This is a genomic window from Streptomyces sp. NPDC102360 (assembly GCF_044766085.1).
Taxonomy (GTDB): Bacteria; Actinomycetota; Actinomycetes; order Streptomycetales; family Streptomycetaceae; genus Streptomyces.
Window position 1 is genome coordinate 37200 of the sequence record NZ_JBIWLG010000004.1, and the last position, 18232, is coordinate 55431.

An 18232-nucleotide genomic window follows, 5' to 3' on the forward strand; every position below is an offset into this window, starting at 1 on the left:
CTACAGCGCGCAGGCGTCCGTGTCGACCTGCTGGTTGGCCGCGCGGCCGCGCGTGATGTCGGTCCGGATCTCGTCGCCCGACAACGCGTAGCCCGTCTCCGAGTCGTCGAGCGACTTGGCGAACACCACGCCGTAGACCCGGCCGTCCGGGGTGAGCAGCGGTCCGCCGGAGTTGCCCTGACGGACCGTCGCGAACAGCGAGTACACATCGCGGCGCACGGTGCCGCGATGGTAGATGTCCGGGCCGTTCGCCGTGATGCGGCCTCGTACGCGCGCGGGGCGGACGTCGTACGCGCCGTTCTCCGGGAAGCCCGCGACGATCGCGCCGCCGCCGCGCTGCGCGTCGGTCTCCGTGAACTGGAGCGGGGGCGCCTTCAGGGCCGGCACGTCCAGGACCGCGATATCGCGCTTCCAGTCGTAGAGCACGACCTTCGCGTCGTACTTCACGCCCTCGCCGCCTATCTGGACGGTGGGTTCGTCGACACCGCCGACCACGTGCGCGTTCGTCATCACGCGGCGGTCGGAGAACACGAAGCCGGTGCCTTCGAGGACCTTGCCGCAACTGGGCGCCTGGCCCACGACCTTGACGATGGATCGCTTCGCATCGAGCGCCACCTGGCTGCCCGCGAGCGCCGGGTCCGGCGGCTTCACGTCGGCGATCGGCTCGTTCGCGAACGGGCTGAAGACCTGCGGGAACCCGTTCTGCGCGAGGGTCGAGGAGAAGTCCGCGAACCAGGTGTCCGCCTGCGTGGGCAGCGCCTGCGAGACGCCGAGCAGCACCTTCGAGTTGCGTACTTCCTTGCCGAGCGTGGGCAGCGTCGTGCCGGCCAGCGCGGAGCCTATGAGCCAGGCGACCAGGAGCATCGCCGCCACGTTGACCACCGCGCCGCCCGTCGCGTCGAGCGCGCGGGCCGGGGACCAAGTGATGTACCTGCGCAGCTTGTTGCCCAAGTGCGTGGTGAAGGCCTGACCGACGGAGGCGCAGACGATCACGACGACCACGGCGACGACCGCGGCGGTCGTGGTGACCTCCGCGTCACTGGTGATCGCGTCCCACAGAAGAGGCAGCGCGTAGACCGCGACGAGGCCGCCGCCGAGGAAGCCGATCACCGACAGGATGCCGACGACGAAGCCCTGGCGGTAGCCGACGATCGCGAACCACACGACCGCGGCGAGCAGCAGGAAGTCCAGCACGTTCACCGATTCACGCCCCGCCTTGCATCTCGCCTCGTCCCAGTCGGCCTGTGCTCGTGATTCACGGCGCCCACCCTGTCACGACCGCCAATCGAGTGGGACCGTCTTTGATCGGTCCCAGGGGCGCTCCCACCCCGCGTAGTGCAGCAGCCGGTCGATCACGCCTGCGGTGAACCCCCAGACCAGTGCCGATTCCACCAGGAAGGCGGGGCCCCTGTGACCGCTCGGGTGGACCGTCGTCGCCCGGTTCTCCGGGTCCGTGAGGTCTGCCACGGGGACCGTGAAGACCCGCGCCGTCTCCGCAGGGTCGACCGCCGCGACGGGTGAGGGCACCCGCCACCAACCCAGTACGGGCGTGACGACGAAGCTGCTCACCGGGATGTACAGCTTCGGCAGCACGCCGAAGAGCTGGACGCCGCCCGGGTCGAGCCCTGTCTCCTCCCACGCCTCCCGCAGGGCGGCGTGCAGCGGCCCTGCGGCGAGCGGGTCGCCGTCCTGCGGGTCGAGGGCGCCGCCGGGGAACGAGGGCTGGCCCGCATGGGATCTGAGCGAGCCCGAACGCTCCATGAGCAACAGCTCGGGCCCGCGCTCCCCCTCGCCGAACAGGACCAGCACGGCGGACTGCCGACCGGCCCCGCTCTCCGGCGGCAGGAAGCGGCTGAGCTGCTCACCGCGGACCGTGGCGGCGGCCCGTGCCACGGGGTCGAGCCAGTCGGGCAGCCCCTCGGTACGAAGGGTCACATCAAAGGGCGGCGGACCACCGTGCGCCGCAACCGGTCCGTGCCCTCCCATCGACCCCTGCGCCCCGCCGCTCATCCCGCCGATCTCGCTCACGTGCTTCATCGCCGCCCCCTCGCGGTGTGCTGGGCCCGGGCCAAGCCCCGAATGCCCTCCGATGCGGTCCGTCATGCCTCCCGGCCGGACAGGGGCGGCGCCGGGAGACCGCCCGCGTCCAGGTAGGACTGCGGGGGCTTGAGACGCTGGCCGGGGAAGCCGCCTTTCTCGTACTTGAGCAGCTTCTCCGCCTTCTGCGGGTCCGTCTCGCCCTCCCCGTACGCCGGGCAGAGCGGGGCGATCGGGCAGGCGCCGCAGGCCGGCTTGCGGGAGTGGCAGATGCGGCGGCCATGGAAGATCACGTTGTGACTGAGCTGGGTCCACTCGCTCTTCGGGAAGAGCGCGCCGACGGCCGCCTCGACCTTGTCGGGGTCCGTCTCGTCGGTCCACTTCCAGCGGCGGACCAGGCGGCCGAAGTGTGTGTCGACGGTGATGCCGGGCCTCCCGAACGCGTTCCCGAGCACCACGAAGGCCGTCTTGCGGCCCACGCCGGGCAGCTTGACCAGGTCTTCGAGGCGGCCGGGCACCTCGCCGCCGAAGTCCTCGCTCAGCGCCTTGGCCAGGCCCATGATCGAGCGCGTCTTGGCGCGGAAGAAGCCGGTCGGGCGGATCAGCTCCTCGACCTCCTCCGGGTTGGCCGCGGCCAGGTCCTCCGGGGTCGGGTACTTCACGAACAGGGCCGGCGTCGTCTGGTTGACCCGCAGGTCCGTGGTCTGGGCCGACATGACCGTGGCCACCAGGAGCTGGAAGGGGTTCTCGAAGTCCAGCTCCGGGTGGGCGTACGGGTACACCTCCGCGAGCTCCCGGTTGATCTTCCGGGCACGACGGACGAGCGCCGTGTGCGTCTCGGGACGTGCGGCCGTCTTCTTCGCGGCGGCTGCCGTCGGAGCGGCCGTCTTCTTCGTTGCGGTCTTCTTCGCGGGCGCGGACATCGACTAGGCGGCCTTCCCCTGTGCGGACACGGACTTGAGTACGGGCTCGGCCCCGATCACACTCACCGGGGACGCCGTCAGCCCCCTGGTCACGGCCTCGGGGGCACCTTTCTGCGCCTGTTCGCCCACAGCAGAAACGAGATCGTCCGCCACCGTCACGACCCCCTTCGCCTGCGCTCTCACCGGCATTTTGAACACTCGGCCAGCCTAAAGCCCGGCACTGACATCCGCCCCGAAGCCACTGGATCGCTCCACGATTGGCCCCCTCCCCCTCGGGTTGTGGCGCGGGTGCGGCAGACTTGTGTACGAGTGACTGATCACACTGTTTGGACCGTCCGGCAAAATGGGCAGTGGAAATGATCGACAACCGGGGCGATCCGGTCGATTCGATCGGGCCCACTCCCGATGCAGGCGACATAGGAGAGAAACTCGTGGACGACGTTCTGCGGCGCGCCCCGCTCTTCGCGGCGCTCGATGACGAGCAGGCCGCGGAGCTCCGCGCCTCCATGAGTGAGGTGACCCTCGCACGCGGCGACGCCCTGTTCCACGAGGGCGACCCCGGAGACCGCCTGTACGTGGTCACCGAGGGCAAGGTGAAGCTCCACCGCACTTCCCCCGACGGGCGAGAGAACATGCTCGCCGTCCTCGGCCCCGGCGAGCTGATCGGCGAGCTGTCGCTGTTCGACCCGGGACCGCGCACCGCCACCGCCAGCGCCCTCACCGAGGTCAAGCTCCTCGGCCTGGGCCACGGCGACCTGCAGCCCTGGCTGAACGTCAGGCCCGAGGTCGCCACGGCGCTGCTGCGCGCCGTCGCCCGGCGCCTGCGCAAGACCAACGACCAGATGTCCGACCTGGTCTTCTCCGACGTGCCCGGCCGCGTGGCCCGCGCGCTCCTCGACCTGTCGCGCCGCTTCGGTGTGCAGTCCGAGGAAGGCATCCACGTCGTGCACGACCTGACGCAGGAAGAGCTGGCCCAGCTGGTCGGTGCCTCCCGCGAGACGGTCAACAAGGCGCTCGCGGACTTCGCGGGCCGCGGCTGGCTCCGCCTGGAGGCCCGCGCCGTGATCCTCCTGGACGTGGAGCGCCTCGCGAAGCGCTCGCGCTGACACCACACGCCTACGTAGACGGGTCCCGCCACACCTCGTGGCGGGGCCCGTCTACGTAGCGGCACAAAAAGCGGTACCCGTCCACGTAGAGACACGTAGAGACACAAAGGGGAGCCACTCATGACACAGCCGTCCGATCTCGTCACCCGTTTCGAGGCGGAGCGCGGGCGGCTGCGCTCCGTGGCGTATCGGATGCTCGGTTCGCTGAGCGAGGCCGAGGATGCCGTGCAGGAGGGGTGGCTGCGGCTCCAGCGGGCCGAGAGCGGCGACGTACGGAACCTGAGCGGCTGGCTGACCACCGTCGTCGGACGGATCTGCCTGGACATGCTGCGGGCCCGTACAGCGCGGCGTGAGGACCCCCTGGAGGACGGGGCCGCCGAGACCCACGTCCCCGACCCGGTGGTCCGCCCCGCCGACCCCGTCCACGAGGCCGAACTCGCGGACTCCGTCGGGCTCGCGCTGCTCGTCGTCCTGGACACCCTGGCGCCCGCCGAACGCCTCGCCTTCGTGCTGCACGACATGTTCGCGGTGCCGTTCGAGGAGCTCGCCCCGATCGTGGAGCGCACCCCCGCGGCGACCCGGCAGATGGCGAGCAGGGCGCGCCGCCGCGTGCAGGGCTCGACGGTGCCGCCGGGCGCCTCACTGGCGCGGCAGCGCGAGGTCGTCGACGCCTGGCTCGCCGCCACGCGCGTGGGTGACTTCGAGGCGCTGCTCGAACTCCTCGACCCGGACGTCCTGCTGCGGGTGGACGCGGGCGGCGGCACCGCCTCCGGGCTGCTGCGCGGCAGCCTGGCGGTGGCCAAGCAGGCCGCGTTCTACGGGAAGCTGGCGCAGGCCGCCTACCCGGCGTTCGTCGGCGACGGCCTCGGCATCGTGCAGGCGCCCCGTGGCCAGGTCGTCGCGGTGCTCGCCTTCACGTTCCAGGGCGGCAAGATCGTCGGCGTCGACATCATCGCGGACCCGCCGCGTCTCGCCGCGCTGGACATCAGGTGGCCGCAGGAGGCCAACGACGCCCAGGCCGTGCCCGATCCGAACGACAGGGCGTAGAGCCTGACCCGAACGACAGGCCCTAGATCAGCCCGTGTTCCCGCAGATAGTCGAGCTGAGCCCGCACGCTCAGCTCGGCCGCGGGCCACAGCGACCGGTCCACGTCCGCGTACACGTGCGCCACGACCTCGGAGGCCGCCGTGTATCCCTCCTCGACGGCCGTCTCCACCTGCGCGAGCCGGTTCGCCCGGTGCGCCAGGTAGAACTCGACGGCGCCCTGGGCGTCCTCGAGGACCGGGCCGTGGCCCGGCAGCACCGTGTGCACCCCGTCGTCGACCGTCAGGGAACGCAGCCGGCGCAGCGAGTCCAGGTAGTCGCCGAGGCGGCCGTCCGGGTGGGCGACCACGGTCGTGCCGCGCCCGAGGATGGTGTCACCCGTCAACACGGCCTGATCGGCCGGGAGATGGAAGCACAGCGAGTCCGCGGTGTGCCCCGGGGTCGGCACGACGCGCAGCTCCAGGCCGCCCGTCGTGATCACGTCACCGGCGGCGAGCCCCTCGTCGCCGAGCCGCAGCGCCGGGTCGAGTGCCCGCACCTTCGTCCCGGTCAACTCGGCGAACCGGCCCGCCCCTTCGGCGTGGTCCGGGTGCCCGTGCGTGAGGAGGGTGAGCGCGACCCGCTTGCCCGCCTTCTCGGCGATGTCCAGCACGGCGTGCAGGTGCTCGTCGTCCAGCGGGCCGGGGTCGATGACGACGGCGAGGTCGCTGTCCGGTTCGGCGACGATCCAGGTGTTGGTGCCGTCGAGGGTCATCGCGGACGGGTTGGGCGCCAGGACGTTGACCGCGCGGGCGGTGGCGGGGCCCGCGAGGACCCCGCCGCGCGGCTGGCCGGGCAGGGCCGCGGCTTCGGTCATGAGGATGCTCCCCCGTTGCTTTCGCTCTTCCCGGTCGGGATGTGCTTGGTGAACTCGTCGTGTCCCGGCCAGGACAGCACCAGTTCGTCCGCCTCCATGCGCGCCTGTGCGAGTACGGGAGTGAGATCGCGCCCCGCCGCCCCCGCGAGGGCGCCCCGCACCTCGTCGTACGCCTCCAGGGTGCGCAGCGTCGCGATCGTCGGCGGCATCATCGTCAGCTCGCCCCGGTCGTACTCCGCCGCGGCCCGCCCCGGCATGATCCACACCGTGCGGTCGGCCTCGGAGGTGTCGTCGCTGGTGCGCTGGCCCGCCGGGAGCGCGGCCACGAAGAACCACGTGTCGTAGCGGCGCGGTTCGAACTCGGGGGTGATCCAGCGGGCCCACGCGCCGAGCAGGTCGGAGCGCAGCACCAGGCCGCGGTTCTCCAGGAACTCGGCGAAGGACAGGTCCCGGTCGATCAGCGCCTGCCGGTCGGCCTGCCACCGCTCGCCCGTCGTGTCGTCGACGACGGTGTCCGGGGTCGGCCCGGCGAGCAGCACGCCCGCCTCCTCGAACGTCTCCCGCACGGCGGCGCAGACGATCGCCTGGGCCTCCAGCTCGGGCACGCCGAGCCGCTCGGCCCACTCCGCGCGCGTGGGGCCCGCCCAGCGCACCAGCCGGTCGTCGTCGCGCGGGTCGACGCCGCCGCCCGGATACGCGTAGGCACCGGCCGCGAACTTCATCGACGTACGTCTGCGGAGCATGTGCACCTCGGGGCCACCGGGCGAGGCGTCTCTGAGCAGCATCACCGTCGCCGCCCTGCGCGGCGTCGCGGGCGTGAGCGTGCCGGCGGCGAGGGCGCGGATGCGTTCCGGCCACTCGGGGGGATACCACTGCCCATTTGCCATGGCCGGAGGCTAACTGCTGGCGGCCGGATGTTCGAGAGGCCGCCCGAAACCAAGATCGGACGGCCTCTCGAAACACAAACTCGAAACACAAACCCGTACGCCTACGCGTACGCGCACACATACGCGTACGTCAGCGGCTCACGCCTCGGTGAGCTCCACCTGGATCTCGACCTCGACCGGCGCGTCCAGCGGCAGCACGGCCACGCCCACGGCGCTGCGCGCGTGCACGCCCTTGTCGCCGAGGACCTCGCCGAGCAGCTCGCTCGCGCCGTTGATGACGCCGGGCTGGCCGGTGAAATCGGTGGCGGAGGCCACGAAGCCGACGACCTTCACCACGCGCGCGATGCGGTCCAGATCACCGGTGACGGACTTCACGGCCGCCAGCGCGTTCAGCGCGCAGGTGCGGGCCAGGTCCTTGGCCTGCTCGTCGGTGACCTCGTCGCCGACCTTGCCGGTCAGCGGCAGCTTGCCGTCGACCATGGGCAGCTGCCCGGCCGTGTACACATACACGCCGGACCGCACGGCCGGCTGATACGCGGCGACCGGAGGGACGACGGGCGGCAGGGTCAGGCCGAGCTCGGCGAGCCGTGCGTCGACGACGCCGCTCACGCCTGCTTCTCGCGCTTCAGATAGGCCACCAGCTGCTCGGGGTTGTTCGGTCCCGGCACGACCTGGACCAGCTCCCAGCCGTCCTCGCCCCACGTGTCCAGGATCTGCTTCGTCGCGTGCACGAGGAGCGGCACGGTCGCGTATTCCCACTTCTTTGCCATGGGGCCGACTGTATCCGCCGTGCATGGCCGAAGCGTTCCGGAGGCTGCTGCGTGGATGTCCGACCTACTGGTTAGGCTCGAATACGTGAGCAGGCTCCAGGTCGTCAGTGGCAAGGGCGGGACCGGAAAGACCACGGTCGCCGCTGCACTCGCGCTCGCCCTCGCGACCGAGGGCAAGCGCACTCTCCTCGTGGAGGTGGAGGGCAGACAGGGCATCGCGCAGCTCTTCGAGACGGAGGCGCTCCCCTACGAAGAGCGGAAGATCGCCGTCGCGCCTGGGCGAGGGGAGGTGCACGCGCTCGCCATCGATCCCGAACTGGCGCTTCTGGACTACCTCCAGATGTTCTACAAGCTGGGCGGCGCCGGCCGCGCCCTCAAGAAGCTGGGCGCGATCGACTTCGCGACCACCATCGCGCCGGGCCTGCGGGACGTACTCCTGACGGGCAAGGCCTGCGAGGCCGTGCGCAGAAAAGACAAGCAGGGGCGCTACATCTACGACTACGTGGTGATGGACGCGCCGCCCACCGGCCGCATCACCCGGTTCCTCAACGTGAACGACGAGGTGGCGGGGCTCGCCAAGATGGGCCCGATACACAATCAGGCGCAGGCGGTGATGCGGGTCCTCAAGTCCCGTGAGACCGCGGTGCACTTGGTGACGCTCCTCGAGGAGATGCCGGTGCAGGAGACCCTCGACGGGGTCGCCGAGCTGCGCGCCGCGAAGCTGCCCGTCGGCCGGATCATGGTGAACATGGTGCGACCCGCGCTCCTCGGGGAACCCGCCCTGGCACTGACCTCCGACGGCGAGGTCCGCCCGGCGGTCACCGAGGCCCTGACGGCCGCCGGGCTCGGCAGCGCCAAGCGGCTCGTCGGCCCGCTGCTCGCGCAGGCCGGGGAGTACGCCGAGCGCTACGCCCTGGAGCGCGCCCAGCGCGATCAGCTCGCCGGGGCGGACCTGCCCCTGCACGAACTGCCGCTGCTCACCGAGGGCCTCGACCTCTCCGGGCTCTACACGCTCGCCGAGGAACTGCGACAGCAAGGGATTTCATGACACTGAATCCTTCGGGCACGCTCGACGTGGACCCGCTGCTCGACGACCCGCAGACCCGCATCGTGGTGTGCTGCGGCAGCGGCGGCGTCGGCAAGACCACCACGGCCGCCGCTCTCGGGCTGCGCGCCGCCGAGCGCGGCCGCAAGGTCGTCGTGCTCACCATCGACCCGGCCCGCAGGCTCGCCCAGTCCATGGGCATCGACTCGCTGGACAACACGCCGCGCCGGGTGAAGGACATCGCCACCGCCGAAGGAGCGGAGGGCGGCGAACTGCACGCGATGATGCTCGACATGAAGCGCACCTTCGACGAGATCGTCGAGGCGCACGCGGACGAGGAGCGCGCGAAGGCGATCCTGGGCAACCCCTTCTACCAGTCGCTTTCGGCGGGCTTCGCGGGCACGCAGGAGTACATGGCGATGGAGAAGCTGGGCCAGCTGCGCTCGCGCGACGAGTGGGACCTGATCGTCGTCGACACGCCGCCCTCGCGCTCCGCGCTCGACTTCCTGGACGCGCCCACCCGGCTCGGCTCCTTCCTCGACGGAAAGCTGATCCGGTTGCTCATGGCACCCGCGAAGGTCGGCGGCCGCGCGGGCATGAAGTTCCTGAACGTCGGGATGTCGCTGATGACCGGCACGCTCGGCAAGCTGCTCGGCGGTCAACTGCTGCGTGACGTGCAGACGTTCGTGGCCGCGATGGACACGACGTTCGGCGGCTTCCGTACGCGCGCGGACGCCACGTACAAGCTGCTGCAGGCGCCCGGCACGGCGTTCCTCGTGGTCGCCGCGCCCGAGCGGGACGCGCTGCGCGAGGCCGCGTACTTCGTGGAGCGCCTGGCCGCGGAGAAGATGCCGCTGGCCGGTCTCGTGCTGAACCGGGTGCACGGCAGCGGTGCGGGCCGGCTTTCGGCCGAGCGGGCGCTCGCCGCCGCAGAAAATCTTGACGAGCGCCGCATTGTGGATCAGGGGGGCGGGAAGGAAGAGGATCGTGCCACTCCCGAGGCACTCCCAGAGACACTCCCCGAGGCGCCTTCCGAAGCGCCCCTTGAGGCATCCGAGGCATCACCCGAGACATCCGGCGCCGCCCCCACGGCCGAGCCCAGCATTGAGCAACTGACCGCGGGACTGCTGCGGTTGCACGCGGAGCGCATGCGGTTGGTCGCGCGCGAACAGCGCACGCGTGACCGCTTCACCGCGCTGCATCCCGAGGTCGCCGTGACCGAGGTCGCGGCCCTGCCCGGTGACGTACACGACCTGACAGGCCTCAGGGACATCGGGGAACGGCTCGCGGCCGGTGGCACTCCGGCCGGAGTCGTGTGAGCCGTACAGCGGTTGACGGGACGTCGGCTATCCGACGGCCGCGTACCTCTCGTACGTCTCGTCGTTCTCCAGCTCCACGGGCAGCAGGCCCGCGCCGCGCTCGTACTCCGTACGCGCCGTCTCAAGGAGATGGCGCCACGAGGTGACCGTCGGACGCCTGCGCAGCAACGCGCGGCGCTCCCGCTCCGTCATGCCACCCCACACGCCGAACTCGACGCGATTGTCCAGCGCGTCCGCCAGGCACTCGGTCCGCACGGGGCATCCCGTGCACACCGCCTTCGCCCGGTTCTGCGCTGCTCCTTGAACGAACAGTTCGTCCGGATCGGTAGTGCGGCAGGCCGCCTGCGCACTCCAGTCGACTACCCAGCCCATACCGGCGCCGTCCTCTCCCGAATCGAGGCTCCCCCACGGCGGCAGCGGCATATTCACCGCCGCCAGTTGAGGACGTTACGGAAGGTGGGCACAGCGCAACACCCCCTTCGGGCCCAATCTTGAATGGTCCGAACGGACTATGCGTAAGCGGCAGATCACCCGACGGAGTGACCGGAGGACATGCGTAATAACCCCGGCAAATCGGGACAGTTCACTTGAGTCACAACGGGCGTCGAGTGACACACAAGGCCAAGTCGGACACCCCCTGAGCCCTACGCGAAGCTCCGCGAAAGGGTCCGGGAATGACTACAAGAGGCACTTCATACGTACCGGGAACGATTCGGGGTCGTCCCGCATCTTGATACGAGACCGCACTGCTGTGACAGTTGAGTGCAGCTTAGGCCAAGGCATATACGGCTGTCCGGAGAATCGACACGTAGGCTGCCCCGCATGGGAAAGAAGCGCTCAGGCGGTGGCGGCGGTCTGTCGCCGGCCCAACAGGCCGCCAAGTTCCTCGGAGTCAGTGTGCTCGCCGGAGCCGTGCTGGCGGGGATCGCCCTGCCCGCGGCAGGCGCACTCGGCCTCGCGGCCAAGGGCTCGGTCGAGGGATTCGACGAGATCCCGGCGACGTTGAAGACCCCGCCGCTGAGCCAGCGCACCACGATCCTGGACAACGAGGGCGGCAAGATCGCGACCGTCTACTCGCGCGACCGCACGGTCGTGAAGCTCGACGACATCTCGCCGTACATGCAGAAGGCGATCGTCGCGATCGAGGACTCGCGGTTCTACGAGCACGGCGCCGTCGACGCCAAGGGCATCCTGCGCGCGATCAACGCCAACGCGCAGAACGGCGGCGTCTCGCAGGGCGCCTCCACCCTCACCCAGCAGTACGTGAAGAACGTCTTCATGGAAGAGGCGGGCGACGACCCGACCAAGCTGGCGCAGGCGACTCAGCAGACCATCGGCCGCAAGGTCAAGGAGCTGAAGTACGCGATCCAGGTGGAGAACGAGGTCGGCAAGAAGAAGATCCTCAACAACTACCTGAACATCACGTACTTCGGGCAGCAGGCGTACGGCGTCGAGGCCGCGGCCCAGCGCTACTTCTCCAAGTCGGCCAAGGACCTGAACATCCAGGAGTCGGCGATGCTCGCCGGCATCGTGCAGTCGCCCAGCCGCTACGACCCCGTCAACGACGAGGCCGAGGCGAAGAAGCGGCGCAACACCGTGCTGCAGCGGATGGCGGAGACGCACGACATCACGCAGGCCGAGGCCGCCGAGGCCAAGAAGACGCCGATCGACCTGAAGGTCAGCAGGCCGCAGAACGGCTGCATCACCGCGACGCGCGGCGCGGCCTTCTTCTGCAACTACGTCAGGAACGTCTTCCTCAACGACCCGGCCTTCGGCAAGACGTCCGAGGACCGCGCCAAGGTCTGGAACCGCGGCGGCCTGACGGTGAAGACGACGCTCGACCCGCAGACGCAGGACTCCGTGGAGGAGTCGGTCAAGCGGCACGTCTACCAGTCGGACAAGGTCGACGCGGCGGGCACGTTCGTCGAGCCGGGCACGGGCAAGGTCCTCGGCATGGGCCAGTCGAAGCCGTACGGCTCCGACGCCTCCAAGAACGAGGCGGAGATGAACTACTCCGTCAACTACCGGGACGGCGGCTCCAACCTCGGCTTCCCGACCGGTTCGACGTTCAAGCCGTTCGTGGCGGCCGCGGCCCTGGAGAAGGGCACGCCGGTGACGAAGCAGTACCCGGCGCCGTACCAGATGCCGTACCCGAGCCGCGTCCAGACGTGCAGCGGCAAGCCGTGGGTCAACGACGGCGGCTACAAGCTGGAGAACGAGAACGAGTCGGAGGTCGGCCCGTATCGCCTCAAGGAGGCGATGGCCAAGTCCATCAACACGTACTTCGTGCAGATGATCGGCGACATCGGCATGTGCCCGGTCGTGAAGATGACCGACAAGCTGGGCGTGGTGCAGGGCAACGGCAAGAAGGTCGACGAGGTGCCCTCGTCGATGACCCTCGGCTCGACCGGCCTCTCGCCGCTGACGATGGCCACCGCGTACGCGGCGTTCGCCAACCGCGGCACGTACTGCACGCCCGTCGCCATCGACGCGATCACCGACCCCAACGGCAAGGCGCTCGACGTACCGAAGTCGAAGTGCTCGCGGGCGATGTCGAAGTCGACCGCCGACAAGATCAATACGCTGCTCAGCGGCGTGGTCGACTCCGGTACGGGCAAGACGGCCGGCCTCACCGGCCGGGACAACGCGGGTAAGACCGGTACCACCGACGGCCGTAAGAACGCCTGGTTCGCCGGCTACACGCCGAACCTGTCCGGCGCCGTCTGGGTCGGCAGCGCCTCGCAGGCCGTCCCGATGACCGACATCACCATCGGTGGCCAGTACCACGACAAGGTCTTCGGCGCCGATACGCCGGGTCCGATCTGGCGGGACGCGATGAACGGCGCGCTGTCCGGCAGGGACGCGCCCACCTTCAACAAGGTGAACATCCCGGACCCGGACAAGAAGAAGGAAAAGAGCAAGGGCAAGAAGCCCGAGCCCGGGGGCGACGAGGCAGACGGGGGCAACGGCGACGCCGACCCGCTGCCCGACATCTCGATCCCGCCGGACCTGATCGGCGGCGGCAACGGGAACGGGCACGGGGGCGGCTGGGGCCGCCACTGAACCCCCTGCGTACGACGGAGAGTACGGACGACGGAGAGGGCGCACCCCGTGCGGGGTGCGCCCTCTCCGTCGTACGTAGCGTGGGTGGCGGTCAGCCCGCCAGGAGGCGCTTGACCGTGGAGGCCACCCGGCCGCCCTCGGCGCGGTCCGCGACCTTCGGCTTCACGATCTTCATGACCTGGCCCATGGCCCTCGGCCCCTCGGCGCCGGCCGCCTTCGCTTCCTCGACCGCCTGCGCGACGATCTGCTCGAGCTCGGCGTCGGACAGCTGCTGCGGCAGGTACTCGGCGAGCACCACGCCCTCCGCCTCCTCGCGGCTCGCGGACTCGGCGCGGCCCGCCTTCTCGAAGGCCTCGGCCGCCTCGCGGCGCTTCTTCGCCTCCTTGGCGATCACCTTCTGCACCTCGTCGTCCGACAGCTCACGCTTCTCCGTGCCCGCGACTTCCTGGTTGGTGATCGCGGAGAGGGTCAGCCGGAGCGTCGAGGAGCGCAGCTCGTTGCGCTCCCTGATCGCGGCGTTGAGGTCGTCCTGCAGCTTCGACTTGAGCGTGGTCATGACGTGATTGTCGCAGGTGCCCGAGGACCAACGCCCGCCGATTTCCGCCGCGGTGCCGGTCTGACACGATGGGACTCATGCGCGCTCGATACGGGACTCCCCTGAAGACCTCCCTGAAGGTGACGGCCGGCATCGCGGCGGTGGGCGCCGCCGGACTGGCCTACTCCGCGGGCTTCGAGGCCCGCTCCTTCCGTCTGCGACGGGTCACGATCCCGGTCCTGCCCGCCGGTATGCGCCCGATGCGGGTCCTCCAGGTCTCCGACATCCACATGGTGAGCGGGCAGAACAAGAAGCGCCGCTGGCTGCAGTCCCTCGCGGGCCTCCGCCCCGACTTCGTCATCAACACGGGCGACAACCTGTCCGACACGGAGGGCGTCCCCGAAGTCCTCGACGCCCTCGGCCCGCTGATGGAGTTCCCCGGCGCGTACGTCTTCGGGTCCAACGACTACTACGGCCCCAAGCTCCTCAACCCGGCCCGCTACCTGAAGCAGCAGATCTCGGGCAAGCACGGGCTCAACGGCAACGCCCCCGTCGTCGGCGCCATCCACAACCCGTGGGAGGACCTGCGCGAGGGCTTCGACGCGGCCGGCTGGCTGAACCTCACGAACACGCGGGGCTCGCTGAAGGTGGCGGGCGTGGAGATCGGCCTCACCGGCCTGGACGACCCGCACATCAAGCGCGACCGGTACGCCGAGGTGGCCGGCGGCCCCCTGTCCGGCCCGGACTTCTCCATGGGCGTGGTGCACGCCCCGTACCTCCGCACGCTCGACGCCTTCACCGCGGACGGCTACCCGCTGGTCCTCGCGGGCCACACCCACGGCGGCCAGCTCTGCATCCCCTTCTACGGGGCCCTCGTCACCAACTGTGACCTGGACACGGACCGCGTGAAGGGCCTGTCCACGCACGAGGCGGAGGGCAACACGTCCTACCTCCACGTCTCGGCGGGCTGCGGCACCAACCGCTACACCCCGGTCCGCTTCGCCTGCCCGCCCGAGGCGACTCTGCTGACGCTGGCCCCGCGGGCGGCGTGAGGGCGCTGCCGTAAACCGGATTTCGTCTCAGGCCGACAGTCCGCTAAAGTAAACGACGTCGCCGCGACCTGCAGGACTGCAGAGAACGGAACAACGACATCGGGGTGTGGCGCAGCTTGGCAGCGCGCTTCGTTCGGGACGAAGAGGTCGTGGGTTCAAATCCCGCCACCCCGACAGCTGAAACACCAGGTCAGGCCCGGTACTGAGAGATCAGTGTCGGGCCTGATTTGCGTTGAGTGCCTAACTGAGTGTCTATCGTTCTGGACTCATGACGGACGGCAATGTCCATCCGGTCAGTTTCGGTCGGCGCTGGCGTTCGATCTTGTGGCAGGTCGACGCTGAGCGGGATCGCGGGCCCGGCCATGTCGCCGGCGTTGCGCCGCCCCCGGGACCCGTGGCAGGTGGTGATCACATGCCCATCATGGTCGGCAAGGTGACGCAGGAGCGTTACACCCAACTCGTGGCCGAGTCGAAACTGCTCAAGAAACAACCATTGCCGAACGGAGCGGTAACCTCACGCCACCATTCCAAGCACAGCCTGGAGCCCGTCCGGCCGGCTCTCTACCGGAAGGTGCTCCACCGGCAGGTAGCGGCACCCGACCGCCTCAGCCCCGCCGTCCTTCTGCCGTTCGTCACCGACCATCAGCGTTTCGGTGGGGTCGACGCCCAGCTGATCGCAGGCGAGCCGGAAGATCCGTGGATCGGGCTTGTCCACCCCCACCTCGTACGAGAATACGTTCGCGTCGATGTACGGCGTGAGGCCGAGCGCGTCGAAGACAGGCCGCCAGTCCCAGCCGACGTTGCTCACGACCCCGATGCGCACCCCCCGTTCGCGCAGTTCCCGCAGCACGTCGAGGGCGTCCGGGTAGAGCCGCCACGCGGCGGGCTGGAAGGTCCGCTCGTACAGGGCGTCGTACAGGCCCTCCCAGGGCAGCTCCGCCTGCCGCGCCAGACCGGTAAACGCGGCGCGGTGCGCCTCCTCACTGCCGTCACGCGCCTGCCACACTGCGGCCAGCTGATCCGGCACTGTCCGTGGCGGTGTGCCACCGGGTACGGCCCCCGCTACATCGAGCCGTTCCCCGTACAGGCGAACCTCCTCGTCGGAAGCCTCGATGCCACGGTCGTCGAGCACCCCGCGCAGCCAGCTTTGCGCCGACTCGATCCGCAGCAGGGTCCCGGACGCGTCGAACAGCACACCCTTGATTGTCATGACCGCGACCCTAGTCACAGCACATTGCAGAGCGTCAAGATCGGGACCCTAGCGACAGCTCACTGTCGAGTATCACGACCCCACGGCCGACTCGGGGATCGAAAACAGGCTCTCTCAGCCCTTGTTGAGCCATGTCATGAACTGATCGAAGTCCAGGAACAACTCCGTGTCCGGGTTCATGGATCGCAGCTCCGCTCGTGTGATGTCCTCCCGGCAAACGCGGGCTGGGAGCCGGGCCCCAGAGTTCCCCCGAACCAGTACTACGTGCCCCACCTCCTCAGGGGCCCCATCAAGGCCTCCGGGGAGAAAGTGCACCCACCCTTCTGGAGCCCAACCGTCGACCTCCACCGTCAGATAGGCAGCGGTCATCTTGCTCCACTCGTTGTCATCTCTCGGCCACGTTCGTCCGTACCTCTCCTCGTAGTCGTCGATGTGCTTCAGTTCAGTGAATGACAAGGTCATGGCAACAACGTAGCCATGACCAAACCTGCGTGCGGGGCTTCTAGGATCTCTGCCCGTGGGCCGCCCTCCGGCAAAGGCGCCTCACGGGCAGAGGGGGTCATTGCTCCGGATCGGCCTTGAAGATGTCGTCCATCGCGACCGCGCCGTCCTGGACGACCGGTCGGATCTGCTTGCGGTAGACCTCCTCCGTGACGGCGGTTCCGGAGTGCTCGACGAGCCGCGAGATCACTTCCAATCGGATGCTCCTGTCAGACAGCAGCGAGACGAAGCTGTGCCGCAGCTCGCGTGGCGTCCACTCCTTCGCTGTGACGTCCTCCGCCTCCTTGATTGCGGCGCGGAAGGCGCGACGTACGTTCGTGGAATCCAGCTCCTTGCCGACAGCGGAGGGGAAGACAAGCCCGTTCTCCTCCCAGTCGTCACCGGCAGCGAGCCGATCCCAGCCCTGCTCTTCCCAGTGCCGCCAGAGCGCCGCCACACAGCGGGCGGGAAGCGCAAGCGTCCGACGGGACTTCCGGGTCTTGGTGTCCCCGCCGGCACGGACCGATCGCCACACCGCGATGTACGGCGGTACCGGAGGATTGACGACAGGATCACCCTTCAGGAAGACGTGATCCCAGGTGAGTGCCCGCAGCTCCTCGGTACGCGCGCCCGTGAGCAGCGCCAGCACGATGTACGCGTGCATGGTCGCGCTCTCGGACGCCTTGAGCACGGCTTCGGCTTGGGCGAACGTCAGCGCCTTCGACGGGCGTCCTGGGCGGCCCCTCGGGATGGAGCACAGTTCCACCACGTTGCGCTTCACCTTGTCCCGCGCCATCGCTCGCTTGACCGCGCGATTCAGGCACGAGTGGATTCCCTGAAGGGTGCGGGTACTGAGCGAATTCGCCTTGGAGGCAAGCCACTTGTCCACGTCCTCCGCGCTGAGGTCGCGGAGCTTTCGGGCCCCAAGCGACGGGATCACGTGCTTGCGGCTGAGGCTGGTGCAGGCTTTCAAGGTCTCTTCGTCCTGGCCAACAAGCCCGTACATCAGCCAGTCGTTCACGGCGTTCTCCACCGTGCAGCCCGTGGGTGCGATGGCAAGGCCGTCCTCGTGGTCGCGCAGAACCTCCTTCAACTTGTCCTTGGCCGCGGTCTTGCCACTCGCCCGCCGCATGATCCGCTTGCCGCTCGCGTCGAAACCGAGACTGGCGGCGGCAATCCAGCGTTGCCGCGACTCGCTCCAGTAGAGGCCGCCGTCTCCCCTGCTACGCCGCTTGGTCACTGCTGATCCCCTGCCTCGCGCTCAAGCAGCGCGACGTACTCGTTGATGGCTGATGCGGGGACGAGCCGCGTCCGTCCCTGCTTGACCGTCCGCAGACGGCCCATGCGGATCTGGTCGTAGATGACAGTCCGGCTCATGCTCAGGACACGCATCGCGTCCCTGACCCGGTAGAGCAGCGGCTCGGCAAGCACTTCCGGTACGGCGAGGGTCACGAAGTCCTCCTGGTGTCGGGCGACGCAACGTCAGAGCCGGACAGGCCGGACAGCTCCTGTTCGAGCTGTCCGGGTAGTTCCTGCTGGTCAGGTGGGGTAACCGGACAGTCGGACAACTGGGACACCTCCGGTACCCCCTGTGTCCGGGTCTCGGTGTCCGGGTAGTACCGGCCGCCACCGTCCTTCGCGAGCTGGCCGTCAGAGGCCATGCGCGAGCAGGTACGACGAACCGTGTCGGCGTCCGCGTCCGGAAGTGCCTCCGCAATGTCCTTCGGCCGCGCTCCGGGGTTGGCCCGGACGTACCGCAGGATCGCGGCACGGGTGTCGCTCACGGTGTGGTCGGAGGCGGGCCCGTCCAGCAAGTGCCAGGCACCGGAAGCCTCTTGGAACGAGAGCGCGTACTCGGCTTCGCTCACGTCGCGCCCCGTCACGTGCAGGATGCCGTCAGCCTGC

The 18232-nt window shown here is 69.3% G+C and carries 20 protein-coding genes and 1 tRNA gene; 7 read left to right on the forward strand and 14 right to left on the reverse strand.

Annotation, left to right across the window (positions count from 1 at the left end; all coding sequences use genetic code 11):
• The 3 genes from ACIRHA_RS18450 to nth all read right to left on the reverse strand — a co-directional run bounded on the left by ACIRHA_RS18450 (position 1) and on the right by nth (position 2960).
• Positions 1 to 1200, reverse strand: coding sequence for a MarP family serine protease (locus ACIRHA_RS18450; RefSeq protein WP_403846618.1), 1200 nt, complete (start codon positions 1198 to 1200; stop codon positions 1 to 3).
• Positions 1201 to 1272: 72 nt separating this feature from the next.
• The gene (locus ACIRHA_RS18455) at positions 1273 to 1986 is read right to left on the reverse strand and encodes an NUDIX hydrolase (RefSeq protein ID WP_403847654.1); all 714 of its coding nucleotides are present in this window, start codon (positions 1984 to 1986) and stop codon (positions 1273 to 1275) included.
• A 113-nt stretch (positions 1987 to 2099) separates the two neighbouring features.
• Complete coding sequence (gene nth, locus ACIRHA_RS18460; RefSeq protein ID WP_403846621.1) at positions 2100 to 2960, reverse strand: endonuclease III; 861 nt, start codon at positions 2958 to 2960, stop codon at positions 2100 to 2102.
• Between the two features lie 431 nt (positions 2961 to 3391).
• Here nth and ACIRHA_RS18465 point away from each other — a divergent pair, with 431 nt between their 5' ends.
• Together ACIRHA_RS18465 and ACIRHA_RS18470 are read left to right on the forward strand one after the other, a co-directional pair.
• Positions 3392 to 4066 carry a Crp/Fnr family transcriptional regulator gene (locus ACIRHA_RS18465; RefSeq protein WP_164258843.1) on the forward strand — a complete coding sequence of 225 codons (675 nt, stop codon included), beginning with the start codon at positions 3392 to 3394 and terminating at the stop codon, positions 4064 to 4066.
• 120 nt (positions 4067 to 4186) lie between these two features.
• Positions 4187 to 5113: a sigma-70 family RNA polymerase sigma factor gene (locus tag ACIRHA_RS18470; protein ID WP_403846624.1), complete on the forward strand. Its 927-nt coding sequence runs from the start codon at positions 4187 to 4189 to the stop codon at positions 5111 to 5113.
• Positions 5114 to 5135: 22 nt separating this feature from the next.
• Here the strand turns inward: ACIRHA_RS18470 and ACIRHA_RS18475 are convergent, their stop codons facing one another.
• The 4 genes from ACIRHA_RS18475 to ACIRHA_RS18490 all read right to left on the reverse strand — a co-directional run bounded on the left by ACIRHA_RS18475 (position 5136) and on the right by ACIRHA_RS18490 (position 7623).
• Positions 5136 to 5966 (reverse strand): MBL fold metallo-hydrolase, encoded by an 831-nt coding sequence (locus ACIRHA_RS18475; RefSeq protein WP_403846627.1) that lies wholly within the window; start codon positions 5964 to 5966, stop codon positions 5136 to 5138.
• Entirely contained in the window at positions 5963 to 6853 is an 891-nt protein-coding gene (locus ACIRHA_RS18480; RefSeq protein ID WP_403846629.1) for an NUDIX hydrolase, read from the reverse strand. The genes ACIRHA_RS18475 and ACIRHA_RS18480 overlap by 4 nt, the downstream gene beginning before the upstream one ends.
• 138 nt (positions 6854 to 6991) lie before the next feature.
• Complete coding sequence (locus tag ACIRHA_RS18485) at positions 6992 to 7462, reverse strand: RidA family protein (protein WP_403846631.1); 471 nt, start codon at positions 7460 to 7462, stop codon at positions 6992 to 6994.
• Positions 7459 to 7623, reverse strand: coding sequence for a DUF4177 domain-containing protein (locus ACIRHA_RS18490; RefSeq protein WP_073494871.1), 165 nt, complete (start codon positions 7621 to 7623; stop codon positions 7459 to 7461). The genes ACIRHA_RS18485 and ACIRHA_RS18490 overlap by 4 nt, the downstream gene beginning before the upstream one ends.
• A gap of 85 nt (positions 7624 to 7708) precedes the next feature.
• Here ACIRHA_RS18490 and ACIRHA_RS18495 point away from each other — a divergent pair, with 85 nt between their 5' ends.
• Positions 7709 to 8671: an ArsA family ATPase gene (locus ACIRHA_RS18495; protein ID WP_403846635.1), complete on the forward strand. Its 963-nt coding sequence runs from the start codon at positions 7709 to 7711 to the stop codon at positions 8669 to 8671.
• Positions 8668 to 9987, forward strand: a complete 1320-nt coding sequence (locus ACIRHA_RS18500) for an ArsA family ATPase (protein WP_403846637.1) — start codon at positions 8668 to 8670, stop codon at positions 9985 to 9987. The genes ACIRHA_RS18495 and ACIRHA_RS18500 overlap by 4 nt, the downstream gene beginning before the upstream one ends.
• A 27-nt stretch (positions 9988 to 10014) precedes the next feature.
• Here the strand turns inward: ACIRHA_RS18500 and ACIRHA_RS18505 are convergent, their stop codons facing one another.
• Positions 10015 to 10359 (reverse strand): WhiB family transcriptional regulator, encoded by a 345-nt coding sequence (locus tag ACIRHA_RS18505; protein ID WP_351334469.1) that lies wholly within the window; start codon positions 10357 to 10359, stop codon positions 10015 to 10017.
• Between the two features lie 450 nt (positions 10360 to 10809).
• Here ACIRHA_RS18505 and ACIRHA_RS18510 point away from each other — a divergent pair, with 450 nt between their 5' ends.
• A complete protein-coding gene (locus tag ACIRHA_RS18510; RefSeq protein WP_403846641.1) occupies positions 10810 to 13050 on the forward strand; it encodes a transglycosylase domain-containing protein in 2241 nt (746 codons plus the stop codon).
• Between the two features lie 91 nt (positions 13051 to 13141).
• Here ACIRHA_RS18510 and ACIRHA_RS18515 read toward each other — a convergent pair whose 3' ends face one another.
• On the reverse strand, positions 13142 to 13606 hold the full coding sequence (locus tag ACIRHA_RS18515; protein ID WP_403846644.1) for a GatB/YqeY domain-containing protein: 465 nt from the start codon (positions 13604 to 13606) through the stop codon (positions 13142 to 13144).
• Between the two features lie 77 nt (positions 13607 to 13683).
• Here ACIRHA_RS18515 and ACIRHA_RS18520 point away from each other — a divergent pair, with 77 nt between their 5' ends.
• Both ACIRHA_RS18520 and ACIRHA_RS18525 read left to right on the forward strand, forming a co-directional pair.
• Positions 13684 to 14637: a metallophosphoesterase gene (locus ACIRHA_RS18520; protein WP_403846647.1), complete on the forward strand. Its 954-nt coding sequence runs from the start codon at positions 13684 to 13686 to the stop codon at positions 14635 to 14637.
• A gap of 100 nt (positions 14638 to 14737) precedes the next feature.
• Positions 14738 to 14811 (forward strand) — tRNA-Pro (locus ACIRHA_RS18525).
• A gap of 340 nt (positions 14812 to 15151) precedes the next feature.
• Here the strand turns inward: ACIRHA_RS18525 and ACIRHA_RS18530 are convergent.
• The 5 genes from ACIRHA_RS18530 to ACIRHA_RS18550 all read right to left on the reverse strand — a co-directional run bounded on the left by ACIRHA_RS18530 (position 15152) and on the right by ACIRHA_RS18550 (position 18195).
• Positions 15152 to 15847, reverse strand: coding sequence for an HAD family hydrolase (locus ACIRHA_RS18530; RefSeq protein ID WP_403846650.1), 696 nt, complete (start codon positions 15845 to 15847; stop codon positions 15152 to 15154).
• Positions 15848 to 15961: 114 nt separating this feature from the next.
• Positions 15962 to 16309, reverse strand: a complete 348-nt coding sequence (locus ACIRHA_RS18535) for a hypothetical protein (RefSeq protein ID WP_403846652.1) — start codon at positions 16307 to 16309, stop codon at positions 15962 to 15964.
• Positions 16310 to 16406: 97 nt separating this feature from the next.
• A complete protein-coding gene (gene xerC, locus ACIRHA_RS18540; RefSeq protein ID WP_403846654.1) occupies positions 16407 to 17567 on the reverse strand; it encodes a tyrosine recombinase XerC in 1161 nt (386 codons plus the stop codon).
• The gene (locus tag ACIRHA_RS18545) at positions 17564 to 17779 is read right to left on the reverse strand and encodes a helix-turn-helix domain-containing protein (RefSeq protein ID WP_403846657.1); all 216 of its coding nucleotides are present in this window, start codon (positions 17777 to 17779) and stop codon (positions 17564 to 17566) included. Before ACIRHA_RS18545 ends, xerC begins: the two co-directional genes overlap by 4 nt.
• The gene (locus ACIRHA_RS18550; protein WP_403846660.1) at positions 17776 to 18195 is read right to left on the reverse strand and encodes a hypothetical protein; all 420 of its coding nucleotides are present in this window, start codon (positions 18193 to 18195) and stop codon (positions 17776 to 17778) included. The genes ACIRHA_RS18545 and ACIRHA_RS18550 overlap by 4 nt, the downstream gene beginning before the upstream one ends.
• Between the last annotated feature and the right edge of the window lie 37 nt (positions 18196 to 18232).